Origin of the sequence: Pedobacter miscanthi, assembly GCF_032678605.1 — a bacterium.
In the GTDB taxonomy this organism is placed as follows: domain Bacteria; phylum Bacteroidota; class Bacteroidia; order Sphingobacteriales; family Sphingobacteriaceae; genus Pedobacter; species Pedobacter miscanthi_A.
Genome location: NZ_JAVTSU010000006.1, coordinates 41,758 through 55,515, shown reverse-complemented (window position 1 = coordinate 55,515; position 13,758 = coordinate 41,758). Strand labels below are relative to the sequence as shown.

17 protein-coding genes and 1 tRNA gene are annotated in these 13,758 nt (G+C 38.2%); 13 read left to right on the top strand and 5 right to left on the bottom strand.

The window, feature by feature from the left end; genetic code table 11:
• Positions 1-50 precede the first annotated feature (50 nt).
• The 7 genes from rplM to R2R28_RS10610 all read left to right on the top strand — a co-directional run bounded on the left by rplM (position 51) and on the right by R2R28_RS10610 (position 3,826).
• Positions 51-494, top strand: a complete 444-nt coding sequence (gene rplM, locus R2R28_RS10635; protein ID WP_010602007.1) for a 50S ribosomal protein L13 — start codon at positions 51-53, stop codon at positions 492-494.
• 3 nt (positions 495-497) lie between these two features.
• A complete protein-coding gene (gene rpsI / locus R2R28_RS10630; protein WP_025145383.1) occupies positions 498-884 on the top strand; it encodes a 30S ribosomal protein S9 in 387 nt (128 codons plus the stop codon).
• Between the two features lie 18 nt (positions 885-902).
• A complete protein-coding gene (gene rpsB, locus R2R28_RS10625) occupies positions 903-1,736 on the top strand; it encodes a 30S ribosomal protein S2 (RefSeq protein ID WP_025145384.1) in 834 nt (277 codons plus the stop codon).
• A 129-nt stretch (positions 1,737-1,865) separates the two neighbouring features.
• Complete coding sequence (tsf, locus tag R2R28_RS10620; RefSeq protein ID WP_316825656.1) at positions 1,866-2,711, top strand: translation elongation factor Ts; 846 nt, start codon at positions 1,866-1,868, stop codon at positions 2,709-2,711.
• A gap of 347 nt (positions 2,712-3,058) precedes the next feature.
• Complete coding sequence (locus R2R28_RS10615; RefSeq protein WP_316825655.1) at positions 3,059-3,289, top strand: hypothetical protein; 231 nt, start codon at positions 3,059-3,061, stop codon at positions 3,287-3,289.
• Positions 3,271-3,579, top strand: coding sequence for a DUF6934 family protein (locus R2R28_RS29160; RefSeq protein WP_410479167.1), 309 nt, complete (start codon positions 3,271-3,273; stop codon positions 3,577-3,579). Before R2R28_RS10615 ends, R2R28_RS29160 begins: the two co-directional genes overlap by 19 nt.
• 61 nt (positions 3,580-3,640) lie before the next feature.
• Positions 3,641-3,826, top strand: a complete 186-nt coding sequence (locus R2R28_RS10610) for a hypothetical protein (protein ID WP_316825654.1) — start codon at positions 3,641-3,643, stop codon at positions 3,824-3,826.
• A 56-nt stretch (positions 3,827-3,882) separates the two neighbouring features.
• Here the strand turns inward: R2R28_RS10610 and R2R28_RS10605 are convergent, their stop codons facing one another.
• Positions 3,883-5,088, bottom strand: coding sequence for a metallophosphoesterase (locus tag R2R28_RS10605; protein WP_316825653.1), 1,206 nt, complete (start codon positions 5,086-5,088; stop codon positions 3,883-3,885).
• Between the two features lie 85 nt (positions 5,089-5,173).
• Between R2R28_RS10605 and nagA the strand changes: the two genes are divergently transcribed.
• From nagA to frr, 4 genes are all read left to right on the top strand, one after another.
• Positions 5,174-6,265, top strand: a complete 1,092-nt coding sequence (gene nagA / locus R2R28_RS10600) for an N-acetylglucosamine-6-phosphate deacetylase (protein ID WP_316825652.1) — start codon at positions 5,174-5,176, stop codon at positions 6,263-6,265.
• Positions 6,266-6,275: 10 nt separating this feature from the next.
• Positions 6,276-7,238, top strand: coding sequence for a 3',5'-cyclic-nucleotide phosphodiesterase (locus tag R2R28_RS10595; RefSeq protein ID WP_316825651.1), 963 nt, complete (start codon positions 6,276-6,278; stop codon positions 7,236-7,238).
• Between the two features lie 162 nt (positions 7,239-7,400).
• Positions 7,401-8,105, top strand: coding sequence for a UMP kinase (pyrH, locus tag R2R28_RS10590; protein ID WP_316825650.1), 705 nt, complete (start codon positions 7,401-7,403; stop codon positions 8,103-8,105).
• A 42-nt stretch (positions 8,106-8,147) separates the two neighbouring features.
• Positions 8,148-8,711, top strand: a complete 564-nt coding sequence (gene frr / locus R2R28_RS10585) for a ribosome recycling factor (RefSeq protein WP_316825649.1) — start codon at positions 8,148-8,150, stop codon at positions 8,709-8,711.
• Positions 8,712-8,768: 57 nt separating this feature from the next.
• On the opposite strand, the gene R2R28_RS10580 is transcribed toward frr, so the two are convergent.
• Both R2R28_RS10580 and R2R28_RS10575 read right to left on the bottom strand, forming a co-directional pair.
• Positions 8,769-9,785: a LacI family DNA-binding transcriptional regulator gene (locus tag R2R28_RS10580; protein WP_316825648.1), complete on the bottom strand. Its 1,017-nt coding sequence runs from the start codon at positions 9,783-9,785 to the stop codon at positions 8,769-8,771.
• A 137-nt stretch (positions 9,786-9,922) separates the two neighbouring features.
• Positions 9,923-10,067, bottom strand: a tRNA-Asp gene (locus tag R2R28_RS10575).
• Positions 10,068-10,410: 343 nt separating this feature from the next.
• Here R2R28_RS10575 and R2R28_RS10570 point away from each other — a divergent pair.
• Together R2R28_RS10570 and R2R28_RS10565 are read left to right on the top strand one after the other, a co-directional pair.
• Positions 10,411-10,887 (top strand): Lrp/AsnC ligand binding domain-containing protein, encoded by a 477-nt coding sequence (locus R2R28_RS10570; RefSeq protein WP_025145395.1) that lies wholly within the window; start codon positions 10,411-10,413, stop codon positions 10,885-10,887.
• A 101-nt stretch (positions 10,888-10,988) separates the two neighbouring features.
• Complete coding sequence (locus R2R28_RS10565; RefSeq protein ID WP_316825647.1) at positions 10,989-11,126, top strand: hypothetical protein; 138 nt, start codon at positions 10,989-10,991, stop codon at positions 11,124-11,126.
• Positions 11,127-11,407: 281 nt separating this feature from the next.
• Here the strand turns inward: R2R28_RS10565 and feoB are convergent, their stop codons facing one another.
• Positions 11,408-13,522, bottom strand: coding sequence for a ferrous iron transport protein B (feoB, locus tag R2R28_RS10560; RefSeq protein ID WP_316825883.1), 2,115 nt, complete (start codon positions 13,520-13,522; stop codon positions 11,408-11,410).
• Between the two features lie 5 nt (positions 13,523-13,527).
• Complete coding sequence (locus R2R28_RS10555) at positions 13,528-13,743, bottom strand: ferrous iron transport protein A (protein WP_055913318.1); 216 nt, start codon at positions 13,741-13,743, stop codon at positions 13,528-13,530.
• Positions 13,744-13,758 lie beyond the last annotated feature (15 nt).

Here is a 13,758-nt window from a genome sequence, read left to right as displayed (position 1 = left end):
CCCAAATTTAATGGGAATAATAAATTGTTTAATAAATTAAATACAAGCAAGTGAATACGTTAAGTTACAAAACTGTCTCGGCCAATGCGAAAACTGTTAACAAACAGTGGATTGTTGTTGATGCGCAAGGCGAGATTTTGGGGCGCTTGTCATCGAAGATCGCTATGATCATCCGTGGTAAAAACAAGCCTGAGTACACCCCACACGTAGATTGCGGCGATAACGTAATTGTTATCAATGCAGACAAGGTTAAATTGACAGGAAACAAATTCAGCGAAAAGCAATATGTTTCTTATACTGGTTATCCAGGTGGTCAACGTTTTATTTCTCCTAAGGAGTTAATGGCGAAACACCCTCAACGTGTAATCGAGAAAGCGGTACGTGGTATGTTACCGAAAACTAAATTGGGTAAAAAACTTTACACCAATCTTTTTGTGTATGCAGGTGAAACTCACCCTCATGCAGCTCAATCTCCAAAAACCATTAAACTTTAAGAAATGTCAGTTACTAACACTTCAGGAAGAAGAAAAACAGCTGTTGCACGTATCTACTTAAAAGATGGTGCTGGCGCAATTACCGTTAACGGTAAAGATCACAAAGTATATTTCCCAACTTTACCTTTGCAATATATCGTAAACCAAAGTTTAGAGGTTTCTGAACTTACTGGCCGCTATGATATTACGGTAAACGTACAAGGTGGCGGAGTAAAAGGACAAGCAGAAGCTGTTCGTTTGGCTATTGCTAAAGCGATTGTTGAACTAGATGCGGAGAAAAAACCTGCTTTACGTGCTAAAGGTTTAATGACACGTGATAACCGTATGGTTGAGCGTAAAAAACCAGGACGTGCTAAAGCCCGTAAGAAATTCCAATTCAGTAAACGTTAATCACAGGAGGCAAACACAATGGCAAGAACAACTTATCAAGACTTATTGGATGCAGGTGTACACTTTGGTCACCTTACCCGTAAATGGAATCCAAAAATGGCTCCTTACATTTTCATGGAGCGTAATGGAATTCACATTATAGATTTAAATAAAACTTTAACTAAAACTGAAGAAGCTGCGGCTGCGATTAAACAAATCGTAAAATCAGGACGTAAAGTATTATTCGTTTCTACAAAGAAACAAGCAAAAGGAATCGTAGCTGAACAAGCTAAAAAAGTAAACATGCCTTTCGTAACTGAACGTTGGTTAGGTGGTATGTTAACTAACTTTGCTACTGTTCGCAAGTCAATCAAAAAGATGTCTAACATCGATAAAATGACTAAAGACGGTACTTATGCGATCTTATCTAAAAAAGAGCGTTTAATGATTCAGCGTGAGCGTATTAAATTAGAATCACTTTTAGGTGGTATTGCTGATTTAAACCGTTTACCTGCAGCTTTATTCTTAATTGATGTTAAGAAAGAGCACATCGCAGTAACTGAAGCGTTAAAATTGAACATCCCAACTTTTGCGATGGTTGATACCAACTCTGATCCTTCTAACATCGATTTCCCTATCCCGGCGAATGATGATGCTACAAAATCTATCTCTTTAATTACTGATGTAATTATCAAAGCGATTGAAGAAGGTTTAGATGAACGTAAACGCGAAAAAGATGATGAGGCTGAAAAAGAAGCAGTAGCGGCTAAAGCAGCAGCTGATGCTCCAGAAGCAAAAGAGCCAAGACGTAAAAAAGCTGCTGAGGCAGAAGTTGAAGCGTCAGCATCAGAAGAAACTAAAACAGAAGAATAGTAATATTTTTTAATTGCAGGTTACTGGTTTCAGGTTTTAAGTTGGCTTAACATGAGTTTAACTTGGCGCTTGTAACTTGTAACCTGTAATTGTTATAACAAGATTGTAAACTTTAAAAAAGGAAATAAAATGTCTACAGTACAAATTACTGCCGCAGATGTAAATAAACTACGCCAACAAACTGGTGCTGGTATGATGGATTGCAAAAAAGCTTTAGTTGAAGCTAACGGCGATTTCGAAGCAGCTGTTGATTTATTGCGCAAAAAAGGTCAAAAAGTATCTGCCGCTCGTTCTGGTAATGCTACTTCTGAAGGCCTGGTATCAATCGCTGTTTCAGCTGATGGAACAAACGGTAAATTAGTTGCTTTAGCTTGCGAAACTGAGCCAGTTTCTAAAGTTGAAGATTTCCGTAACCTGGCTCAAGCAGTTTTAGCTGCAGCAGTTGCCAACAATCCTGCTACAACTGAAGAATTATCAGCGATTACTTTGGAAGATGGACGTACAGTTGCTGAAACCATAACTGAACTAACTGGTAAAATCGGAGAGAAAATCGTTATTCAAGAGTATGCAAATATATCTGGTGAAAAAATCGTTTCTTATATCCATTCTAATGGTAAAATGGGCGTTTTAGTGGTATTTGAAGGTGCTAATGGCGTAGATATTACTGAAGCTGGTAAAGATGTTGCAATGCAAATTGCTGCAATGAGTCCAATTGCTGTTGATAAAGACGGTGTTGATCCTGCTACTATTGAGCGTGAAATCGAGATTGCTAAAGACGTTATCCGTCAAGAAGGCAAACCAGAAGAAATGGTTGAAAAAATTGCTGCTGGTAAATTGAACAAATTCTACAAAGACAGCACTTTATTAAACCAGGAGTTTGTTAAAGATAGCTCAGTAGATGTTCGTAAATTCTTAGATAACACTTCTAAAGGTTTAACAGTATCTGCTTTCAAACGTGTACAATTAGGTGCATAAGCGCTAAAAAACATATTTAAAAAAAGCTCCAAGAAATTGGGGCTTTTTTTTTGCATCAAAATTAGTCTTCGCCATCCTAAGGTATTTTAGAGTCTAATAAGGAGAATATTTTATAATTTAACTTAGGCCACCAATAAGCGTTCCATCTACTGGAATTAGTTTTATGGCAGGTCAATTTTCATTTCCATAATTAAAGCTTGGTTAAAACCTTAAAATCATTAATAAACAATAAGTACATTTGATCTAAGATGAGATTACCAAAGACAATTATTAGAATGATTAATGTTATACAAACTACAATCTTACTACTGGTTTTATTTCTTTGTAGGAGCTAAACTTTTTCTAACATGCAGATAGCCATCAATTTTGAGCAGACTTATCCTCCAACTTTCATTGCAGAAGATTTAACTGAAATGAAATTTAATGCTCTACAAAGTGATGGAAATGTTCAACAGATATTTGTAAAGATTTCCAAACACCCAGACCCTCTACTGCCAGATGTATATAATTTAGGCTTCGGTCCACCAATAATAATGGTAGTTTTAAGGACGATGTTAATTTGCATCATTCAGACATAAACAAAGTATTTTCAACATTACTATTTTTAGCTCTTGCCTTTCTTGATTCTAATAATCATCTTACAATTGGTATTGATGGATCAAATGACTTAAGGGCTAGGCTTTATCACCGCATGTTTAAGCACAACCGAGTATATCTTGATGATTATTTCCTGGCAATTGGTGTTGACTGGTATGTAAGAATATTCCGTAGTGGCCAGTATGAAGCACATGAGGACGGTAATCCTTACTCGAAACCTCGTCCGGAACTATTTGACTATGAGAGAGAAAACCGTGACCTTTATAGATAATATATGTTCAAACTAAAATAGGCTTTATATTCGTTTATCAATTTTTTATTATATTTGTACTATGAATCAGCATATTCAAAATAAAATTCAAGATCTGAAAAAGGCTGCAAAAGTATCACATACCACTGCAACACCGGTTTCTAGAGCAGTCCTCAACGAGGACAGTCTTGGTAAGGTCATCAGAACAAAAGTTGATGCTGAACATTTCATGTCCGAACTGAATGCAATATATAAGCGTTCTAAATAATGTCCCTTTCTTAAATTCGATCCTAATACTAATGGATCATTTTACGTCATAGCTATCTACTTCCTCATAGCAGTATAAGCCCCTACTTCCTTTCCCGAATCATCAAGCATACTCACCGTTACCTTACTTTTATCTGCCTTTATCTTCGTGATCGTTCTTGTGCCAGTTTTAGGTCCGCCACCAATAATTAAAGGGTAATGATTTAAGTTTTTATCAGGCTGGTGCACCATGTACTTATGAGTATGGCCGCTTAACACCAAATCAACTTTCCCTTGATTTAATAAAGGTTCAAATAGTTCTGTACAGTGTTTTGGTCCATGCGCATCGCCAGAGAAACGTGGTGGGATGTGCATCATTACAATCCTGAATGCTGCTTTTTTAAATTCTTTCGAGTTTATTTCCGATTTAAGCCACTGTGCCTGCTGAATACGATAATCATCAAAATTTACAATACCAGCATAAACCGGATGGGCATCTTCTTTGTCCTCTCCGGTATCTAAAATTACAAAACGCACGGGCCCCAAAGAAAAAGCGGCATAACCAACATGCATGTAATACTGCGGAAATTCGCGTGCAAATTTACCGCGGGTTTCGTGGTTGCCCCTTACATAAATAAATGGTGTATTTTTGGCAAAATTATCGACGCAGGGTTTAAGCATATGTTCAATAATCTGTTTTTCATCCGTTTGGTAATCGAAGATGTCGCCATTAAAAAAGATAAAATCCTGCTTCTTATCAGGAACCAATCCCAACAAATGAGGAATAGATTCAGGTCGGTCGTGCGTGTCGTTCAACATTAAAAACGAAACTTCATCCTTCCTTTCAGCTGTATTAACAAATGTCTCAACAGCACTACTCAGGGTTTCACCATACGTTAATTTATAAGGCTGAAAATCTTTGATCTCTTTTGAAACAATTTTATAATAATATTTTACTCCGGGTTTTAGGTTATAAAGTGTTACGGCATTGAGCTTACTATTGGCCTGCATCAGTCCCAATTCTGCTTTCCCATAAGCCTTTTGATTTAACTGATCGGCTTGTTCGCCATATTCTACCCAACCCGCAGCATTTTTATTCGTTAACCAAAGAATGGTCATTGCATGATTAAAATTCGTCTGAAGATAAGGCCCCACTGCAATTTTAAATCCCTCTTCACCAGCAGGTAAATCTGCAATTGCCATTGATGGCGCCACTAGTGTAGCGGCACTCAGTGTTAGTCCGGCCTTTAAAAAACTTCTTCTATTGGGCTGATTTTCATTCATTTGGTTATTTTATCTTATTGTCCAAATATATAGCCACAATATTTAACTTTGGCTGTGTAAGATTAAATTTACTCAAACGTTTGATATGCCTAAAGTAATTTCCAACACCTCCTATTTTCAGGGCAACGATTTAAAAAAAAACCTGGACATCGCAATCGATGGTGCCCTTATTTCAAATATTAAAGAAAGTAATGATAAAGAAAACAGCGAATCATTCGTTGTGCCAGGTTTTATAGATTTACAAATTTATGGCGCAGGTGACCGGTTATTTTCTGCCGATCCAAGTATCGAATCTTTGACTATAATGGAAGATGATTTGCTAAAAAAAGGAACTACAGGCTTTTTGGCCTGTATGGCCACAAATTCTCCTGAGGTTTTTAACGAGTGTATTAAAGTAGCTAAAGAACACCGTTCATCAGCAAAAAACTGCCTGGGATTACATTTAGAAGGGCCATTTTTAAACCCACAACGTTTAGGTGCACATGTGCCTGCTTTTGTACGTAAAGCTTTATTAGATGAAATTAAAAAGCTAATCGATTTTGGTGATGGCGTGATCAAAATGATGACCATTGCGCCCGAACTTCAGGATGATGAGGTAATCGAATATCTGTTAGATAACGGTGTGGTCGTTTCATTAGGCCATAGCAATGCAACTTTCGAAGAAGCCACAAAAGCATATAACAACGGCATCCAAACCACCACACACCTGTTTAATGCCATGAGCCCGATCCACCATCGCGAACCTGGTATACCAACCGCCGTTTTCAGTCACCATAAGGCGATGGCCAGCATTATCGTTGATGGACAACATCTCGATTTCGAAGTGGTTAAATTTGCGCATAAACTATTAAAAGAACGCTTATTCCTGATTACTGATGCGGTTACGGCCTGCTCTACCGGTCCATATCAGCACATCCAAAAAGGGAATAAATATGTAATGCCTGATGGTACGCTTTCAGGTTCATCGCTTACCATGTTAGAAGCCGTTAAAAACTGTGTATCATATTGTAACATCAGTTTAAATGATGCGGTTAAAATGGCAACAATTTATCCTGCCAAATTAATCGGGATCGAAAACCTCACCGCAAACATAGCAACCGGCGAGCAGGCAAATTTAGTGGTGCTTGATGACGAATTAAATTTAAAAGAGGTCATTTTTAAAGGTGAAACAGTATAATTTTTACAGGATGTTAAAAAAAGTACTCCCGGCGATTATTTTCTTTTCCATTTATGCCGCTAATCTGTGGGCACAGGATACAAATAAGTCCTTTACCATTATCCCACTTGGCGTTAAGGGTGGCGACGATGAAAGCAATTTATCGTCCTACATGATTGCTCCAAAAGGAAGCGAGAAATATGTATGTCTCGATGCCGGCACCATAAATGCAGGCATCCAAAAGGCAATCGACCTGAAATCGCTGAAAGGGATCAGCGAAGAAATTCAGCGTAAGCAGATCAAGGGGTATTTGATTTCTCATGCACATTTAGATCACGTAGCAGGTTTAATTATCAATTCTCCGGCAGATGCCGCAAAAAACATATACGGTTTACCCTCCGTGCTCAATATTTTAAGGGATAAATATTTTACCTGGGATGCCTGGGCAAATTTTGCCAACGAAGGCGAAAAACCACAGCTAAAAAAGTATACTTATTTCCCTTTACTAGAGAGCAATACCTATCCGCTTGATGGAACAGACATGAAGGTAAAGGCTTTTGAGCTGAGCCATGGCAATCCTTACAAAAGCACTGCTTTCCTGATCAGCCATAACGATAGTTATATACTTTATTTGGGAGATACCGGAGCGGATGAAATCGAAAAATCAGATAAACTCGCCAAGCTTTGGCAAGATATTGCTCCATTAATAAGCGCAGGCGAATTAAAAGCTATTTTTTTAGAGGTCTCTTTTCCGAACGAACAGCCCGACAAGCAATTGTTCGGGCACTTAACGCCAAAACTTTTCTATAACGAAATGTCTAAACTGGAGGCTTTAACAAATGAAAAAGCATTTAAAAAAGTTTCTTTCATTATTACCCATACGAAGCCTCCTCATGAAACAGCAAAAAAAGTAAAACAACAATTGGTTTCAGCGAATGTAAAAGGGTTAAAATTAATTTTCCCGGAGCAAGGTAAGCGCTTAACGATTAATTAGCATTGATTTAGTATATTTCGACTACTAAAAGTGTTGTGATCTGAATATTTATATTTAAAAAATTTACCCTTTTGCTTTAAACCACTATTTCTATTTAAATATTTACATCAATTATTAAAAAGCATAGCCAGGTATTAAAAAAATGTTAATATTTTTGAGGTCATGAAATACAAGCGCATCCTACTAAAGCTTAGCGGAGAATCGCTAATGGGCGATAAACAATACGGTATCGATAATGATCGTGTTAAGCAATATGCAGAAGATATTAAAGCAGTACACGATAAAGGATTAGAAATCGCTATCGTAATTGGCGGAGGAAATATTTTTAGGGGCCTAAGCGCCGAAAAAAGTGGGATGGACAGGGCTCAGGCTGATTATATGGGCATGTTGGCAACTGTTATCAACTCTATGGCTTTGCAAGATGCCTTAGAAAAGGTTGGTATTAAAACCCGTTTGCTTACCGCCATTAAAATGGAGCAGATTTGCGAACCATTTATCCGTAGAAGAGCTGTTCGTCACCTTGAAAAAGGCCGCGTAGTTATTTTTGGTGCGGGTACCGGGAATCCATATTTCACCACCGATTCTGCAGCTGCTTTGCGTGCAATTGAAATTAAAGCCGATGTTGTTTTAAAAGGAACACGTGTTGACGGAATTTATACAGCTGATCCTGAAAAAGATCCGTTAGCTACCAAATACGGAGAAATTTCTTTCAGAGAAGTGTATGATAAAGGCCTTAATGTAATGGATATGACGGCTTTTACCCTTTGCGAAGAAAACCAACTTCCGATTATTGTGTTTGATATGAATAAACATGGTAATTTCATGAAAATTGCCAATGGCGATCCTATTGGAACATTGGTAAAGTAAGGATTTAAAAAAAATATTATTTTTGTAGAAATACACACGATTATGAACGACCTCATACAATTACAATTAATGGATGCGCAATCTGCAATGGATAAAGCGATCGATCATTGTGAAGCTGAATTAACTAAAATAAGAGCTGGTAAAGCATCAGCTGGAATGTTGGATGGTATATTTGTTGATTATTATGGTGCTTCAACAGCATTATCGCAAGTATCAAGCATCAATACACCTGATGCAAGAACAATTGTGATCCAACCCTGGGAAAAATCACTTTTAACGGTAATCGAAAAAGCTATCCAGGTAGCCAACATTGGGATCAATCCTCAAAATGATGGGATTGTGATCCGTTTGGTGGTACCTCCTTTAACAGAAGAACGCAGAAAAGACCTGGTTAAAAAAGTGAAGGAAGAAGCCGAAAGAGGCCGCGTTACTGTGCGTAACATTCGTAAAGATGCCAACACCAAAATCCAAAAATTAAAAGGCGAAAGCGTTTCTGACGATGAGATTAAAACCGGAGAGGGCGAAGTGCAAAAATTAACTGATGCCTATATCATTAAAGTTGATAAACACGCAGAAGCTAAAGAAAAAGATGTAATGACAGTTTAATCTGCATTAAAAATCATTATAGAGGGAATGGATCTGAATCTATTCCCTTTTTTTATGTTATTTTTTTGAGCTCGACGCCCTTACATTCAATATAGTAGGAAGCGATACCTGGGTATTTTCGATGTTTCTGCCAGCTTTTTTAAGCTTGTTCAGCAGAATCTTCATGACATTCTCTGCAATAGCCTCAAGTGGCTGTGCAATGGCTGTAACAGGCGGATCGCAGAACTCCAGGATCTCAAAATCATCAAAAGATACTACAGCCAGATCTTTATGAATGTGAATACCTTCTTTTCTAAAAGTCCTTAAACCATCTAAACAAATATAGTTGGCCGCAAAAATTACCGCATCAAGCTGTTTTTCTTTTTTAAAGAATTTTGCCATTTCTTTGATTGATTCAGCAGAATTGACGTAGCTGATTTTTTTTACAATAGCTTTAAGTTTATGTTTTTCAACAGCCGTTTCATAACCGGTTAAACGATCAACCATTTGTTGCTGAGCGGTATCTATCGTAACAAAACCTATGTTTTTATAACCATTGTTAATCAGGTGTTCGGTGGCATCGAAAGTGCTGTTTTTGTTATCAATAATAACATAGTCAGTTTTTACATCCTGCACATAACGGTCGAACAAAACAACAGGAGCATCTGTTTGAATCAGTTTTTTAACCTCTTCTTCCAAACCCTCGGGTAATGCCATAATATAACCATCCACATGCCTGTCTTTAAAAATCTGCAACAACTCTATGGCCTTCTCAGTATCGTTACGGGTACTGCTAAAAAGAATTTTGTAACCTAAACTAGATGCAACCTCATCAATGCGGCGCGCTATGCCCGCAAAAAAAGGTTCGGAAATATCATCAACCAGGAAACCAATAATTTTTGTTTTGCCTGTTCTTAAGCTGGTGGCAAGCGCATTGGGCTGATAGTTTAATTCAGCAACAAGGTCTAAAACTTTTTTGGTAAGCGATTCGCTGATGTTTTTCTCTCGCGCTTTTCCATTAATTACGAACGATACGGTTGTAATGGAAATATTTAATTGTTTGGCGATATCTTTTATGGATACGCGTTTTTTCATTACTGGCATTACAAAGGTTAGAATAAATTGAACCGGTAATATAGGCATATATCTACAAAAATGTAAAAGCCTTAAAAAGAAAAAGAGCAACCTATCCAGGATTGCTCAATTAACTAACTTATTATTCATAAAAAATGCTGTTGGGGAAGGAGTCGAACCTTCAAGGGGTAGTTAGCTACAGTTCAAAAAATTAATTTGTGGTCAACCCAATAAACTGCGTTTGTCCCATTATTCCCCACCACCGAGACAAGGAGGCGTGTCTGCCAATTTCACCACCCAACATTATAATCATTAGTCCAAAGTCTGCAGTCATAAGTCTATTAAAGACTATGGACTCTTGACTTAGGACTAAGTCGCTGTAGGGGAAGGAATCGAACCTTCAAAGAGTGGTTAGTACCGTGAGGTATATTCCCATTATTCTCCGCCACCGAGACAAGGAGGTGTGTCTGCCTGTTTCACCACCCTACATTTTTGTTAAACAATTTTGAAAGAACGTTTCCTTTTTGTTAATTGCTTGATACAAATGTAAAGGAACATCCAATACCTTGCAAATATTTTAAACATTTAATTTTATTTTTATAATATTGATAAATATTTGTAAATTCGCTTATCATAATTCAAAAATATGCTTAAAAAAGACAATTCCAATTTAGAAATTGACAACCTCGACATCGATATATTAAAGCAATTGATGCAGGATGCAACTAAACCCTATACAGAAATCGCTAAAGATCTGATTGTTTCGGGCGGAACGATACACGTTAGGATGAAGAAATTACAGGAAATGGGCATTATAAAAGGCTCTCACTTAATTATCGATCCACAGAAGGCCGGTTACGATATTTGTGCCTTTTTGGGTATCTATCTCGAAAAAGGAATCCAGTACAAAGATGCGGTTGCACAGCTGAGCAAAATTAAAGAGGTGGTAGAACTCCATTACACCACGGGTGCTTACAGCATGTTTGCCAAAATTATCTGCAGGGATACCAATCATTTACGCCATGTTTTAAATGAAGAAATCCAGGCCGTGAACGGTATCCAGCGGACAGAGACTTTAATCTCGTTAGAAGAGAGTATTAAGCGGCAGATTGAATTGGGATAAAACGAGGGACTAATGCGGAGTTAAGCAGAAAGACCAAAGCGGAAAGACTAAAGTCAAGTGTATTTAAAATGCCCGTACTTAAATGAACTTATATACCTCAAATGGTAAAAAAATTAGCGGTTTTATTTGAAAATGACCGTTCAGCAGGATTTCGGGAACAGCAGTCCCGTTATCCGCTAATTCCGATGAAACCTGTGAAACAAGCAAGCATACCAAAAAACAATAATAACAATGCTTAAATCGGAACCGCTGCTACCGGGTTTAGAAACAAAGGTTCGTGTATTAATAACAATTTCACCATAAACAACTGTACAGATTAGCACCCTAACCATTAATAGTAGCATAATATTGGCCGCCCAGACCCGATTGGAGTGAGCATCCCGATTTTTCATCGGGATAAAAGGCAAAGCGGGGTGGAAGCTAAAATAGGATTACAGGTACTGCTCTCCAGAACCTAATGACCTACCATTCGACTCCGCTCAGGGTGACAAATAGGAAAAGGTAGTTTCTTTATTAGTATCTATTTCAATAACTGATAAGCAACTAACGCCGCAATATAAGCCATAGCCGTCATGTAAGCCAATTGGATTACCGGCCATTTCCAGCCTTTGGTTTCGCGGTAAACAATGGCTACCGTGCTCATACATTGCATGGCAAAAGCATAAAAAAGCATCAGCGAAATACCGGTAGCAAAAGTATAAACAGGCAAGCCGGTACGGCTGTTTTTAGAGGCCGACATACGCTCCCTGATCGTGCTGGTATCTTCATCGCCACCATCAACACTGTAAATGGTAGCCATGGTACCCACAAAGGCTTCACGGGCAGCAAAAGAGGTAATTAAACCGATCCCGATTTTCCAATCGTAACCCAGCGGACGGATGGCAGGCTCAATGGCATGACCAAGAATCCCGACGTAAGAGTTTTCCAATTTCTCAGTAGCTACCAAAGTTTTAATGTGATCGGTATTTTTAGTGGTATCAGCCAGTGCGGTTTCGTATTTTTTATCGATGTTTTCAAAACGGTTTCCCGGTCCGAATGAGGCCATTACCCAAAGAATAATAGAAATGGCAATAATTACTTTACCGGCTTCAAAAACAAAGGTTTTCGATTTTTCGTACATGGTATAAAACACATTTTTCCATCTTGGCATACGGTAAACCGGCAATTCCATGATAAAGTATGATCTTTCTTTGGTTTTGATAATGAATTTCATCACCCAGGCAACCAGTACCGCAGCAACAATCCCCACAAGGTACATCACCATTAAGGCTAAACCCTGCATATTAAAAACACCTAAAACTGTTTTTGAAGGAATAATCAAAGATATAATCAAAATATAAACCGGAAGTCTTGCTGAACAGCTTACTAGCGGGGTTACCATAATAGTAATCATCCTGTCTTTCCAGTTTTCAATGTTCCTGGCGGCCATAATAGAAGGAACAGCACAGGCTAAACCACCGATCATCGGCACTACCGATTTTCCGTTAAGGCCCACTTTGCTCATCACTTTATCCATCATAAAGGTAACGCGGGCCATGTAACCGGTATCTTCGAGAATGGATATAAAGGCAAAAAGAATGGCAATTTGTGGAATAAATACGAAAATACCACCCAAACCTGCAATTACACCATCCAAAACAAGATCGGTTAGCATACCAGCAGGCAGGTATTCGTGCCCAGTGCTGGTGATTAAACCAAATCCGCTCTCAATTAAGTCCATTGGATAGGATGACCAGGCAAAAATGGCATTAAAAATAACAAAGAGGATCAACAAGAATATGGCAAATCCCCATACCTTATGGGTCAGGATTCCATCTAATTTATCACTGAAAGAAAATTTATTCTCCGTTCCGTTGTCAACGACTACATCAGATAATATGGTACTGAGGTGTTTGTATCTGGCAATGGTTTCGGCAGCCTGAATTTTTGAAGATTCGAAATGATGCGATTGCTCTATTTTCTCAATTTCTTCCTGCTCTTGTTCGGTAAAAAAGGTTAAATGTTCATGCTGGTGCAAAACCTGCAGGGCATAATAATCGTTATCCGAATTCAGTTTCGATTTGATGGCATTAATGGCTTCAGGCGCCAAGAAATTTACATCAACATCCTGAAACTGGGTAGCAATTTTATTGGTATTGGCAATGGCCTGTTTTAATTTATCGATACCGATGTTGTTCCTTGCTGAGATGGAAACCACCTGGATGCCAAGTTTTTCTGCAAGTTTATCCAGATCAATTTCAATCCCTTGTTTTGCAGAAAGATCGATCATGTTTAAAGCCAAAATCATTGGAATGCCCAAATCTGCCACCTGAGAATATAAAAGCATATTCCGTTTTAGGTTGGAGGCATCGGCAATAAGCACGATAACATCAGGATGGCTGCTGTTATTTTTATCAGCAAGCACCTGAAAAACAATACTTTCGTCGCTACTTTTTGGATATAAGCTATAGGTTCCCGGCAAATCGATGATCTCGGCTTCTTTACCTCCGGCAAATTTTGTAAAACCTGTTTTCTTATCGACAGTGATACCTGGAAAATTACCGATTTTCTGATTTAACCCTGTTAAACGGTTAAATAAAGTAGATTTACCTGTATTGGGATTACCAACTAACGCAACTTTAATATCCAAACCCAGCTTATTTATTGTATGATAATAACATCTGCTTCGCTTTTACGCAAACAAAGCTGATAACCAGCAACACGAATCGCCATCGGGTCGCCCAGTGGAGCAAAACGCTCAACTTCTACCACCTCGCCCGGCAAACAGCCCATCTCCATTAACTTTACAGACATATCTAAATCTGTAAAAGCTACAATTGTTCCTTTTTCTCCAACTTTTAGGTGCGACAGCTTCATGTGCTAAATTTGGCG

Excerpts from the sequence above, each read along its gene's own strand:
- rpsI (WP_025145383.1), top strand. The coding sequence starts at position 498 with ATGTCAGTTACTAACACTTCAGGAAGAAGAAAAACAGCTGTTGCACGT.
- rpsB (WP_025145384.1), top strand. The coding sequence starts at position 903 with ATGGCAAGAACAACTTATCAAGACTTATTGGATGCAGGTGTACACTTT.
- tsf (WP_316825656.1), top strand. The coding sequence starts at position 1,866 with ATGTCTACAGTACAAATTACTGCCGCAGATGTAAATAAACTACGCCAA.
- R2R28_RS10615 (WP_316825655.1), top strand. The coding sequence starts at position 3,059 with ATGCAGATAGCCATCAATTTTGAGCAGACTTATCCTCCAACTTTCATT.
- R2R28_RS10610 (WP_316825654.1), top strand. The coding sequence starts at position 3,641 with ATGAATCAGCATATTCAAAATAAAATTCAAGATCTGAAAAAGGCTGCA.
- R2R28_RS10605 (WP_316825653.1), bottom strand. The coding sequence starts at position 5,088 with ATGAATGAAAATCAGCCCAATAGAAGAAGTTTTTTAAAGGCCGGACTA.
- nagA (WP_316825652.1), top strand. The coding sequence starts at position 5,174 with ATGCCTAAAGTAATTTCCAACACCTCCTATTTTCAGGGCAACGATTTA.
- R2R28_RS10595 (WP_316825651.1), top strand. The coding sequence starts at position 6,276 with ATGTTAAAAAAAGTACTCCCGGCGATTATTTTCTTTTCCATTTATGCC.
- pyrH (WP_316825650.1), top strand. The coding sequence starts at position 7,401 with ATGAAATACAAGCGCATCCTACTAAAGCTTAGCGGAGAATCGCTAATG.
- frr (WP_316825649.1), top strand. The coding sequence starts at position 8,148 with ATGAACGACCTCATACAATTACAATTAATGGATGCGCAATCTGCAATG.
- R2R28_RS10580 (WP_316825648.1), bottom strand. The coding sequence starts at position 9,785 with ATGAAAAAACGCGTATCCATAAAAGATATCGCCAAACAATTAAATATT.
- R2R28_RS10570 (WP_025145395.1), top strand. The coding sequence starts at position 10,411 with ATGCTTAAAAAAGACAATTCCAATTTAGAAATTGACAACCTCGACATC.
- R2R28_RS10565 (WP_316825647.1), top strand. The coding sequence starts at position 10,989 with ATGGTAAAAAAATTAGCGGTTTTATTTGAAAATGACCGTTCAGCAGGA.
- R2R28_RS10555 (WP_055913318.1), bottom strand. The coding sequence starts at position 13,743 with ATGAAGCTGTCGCACCTAAAAGTTGGAGAAAAAGGAACAATTGTAGCT.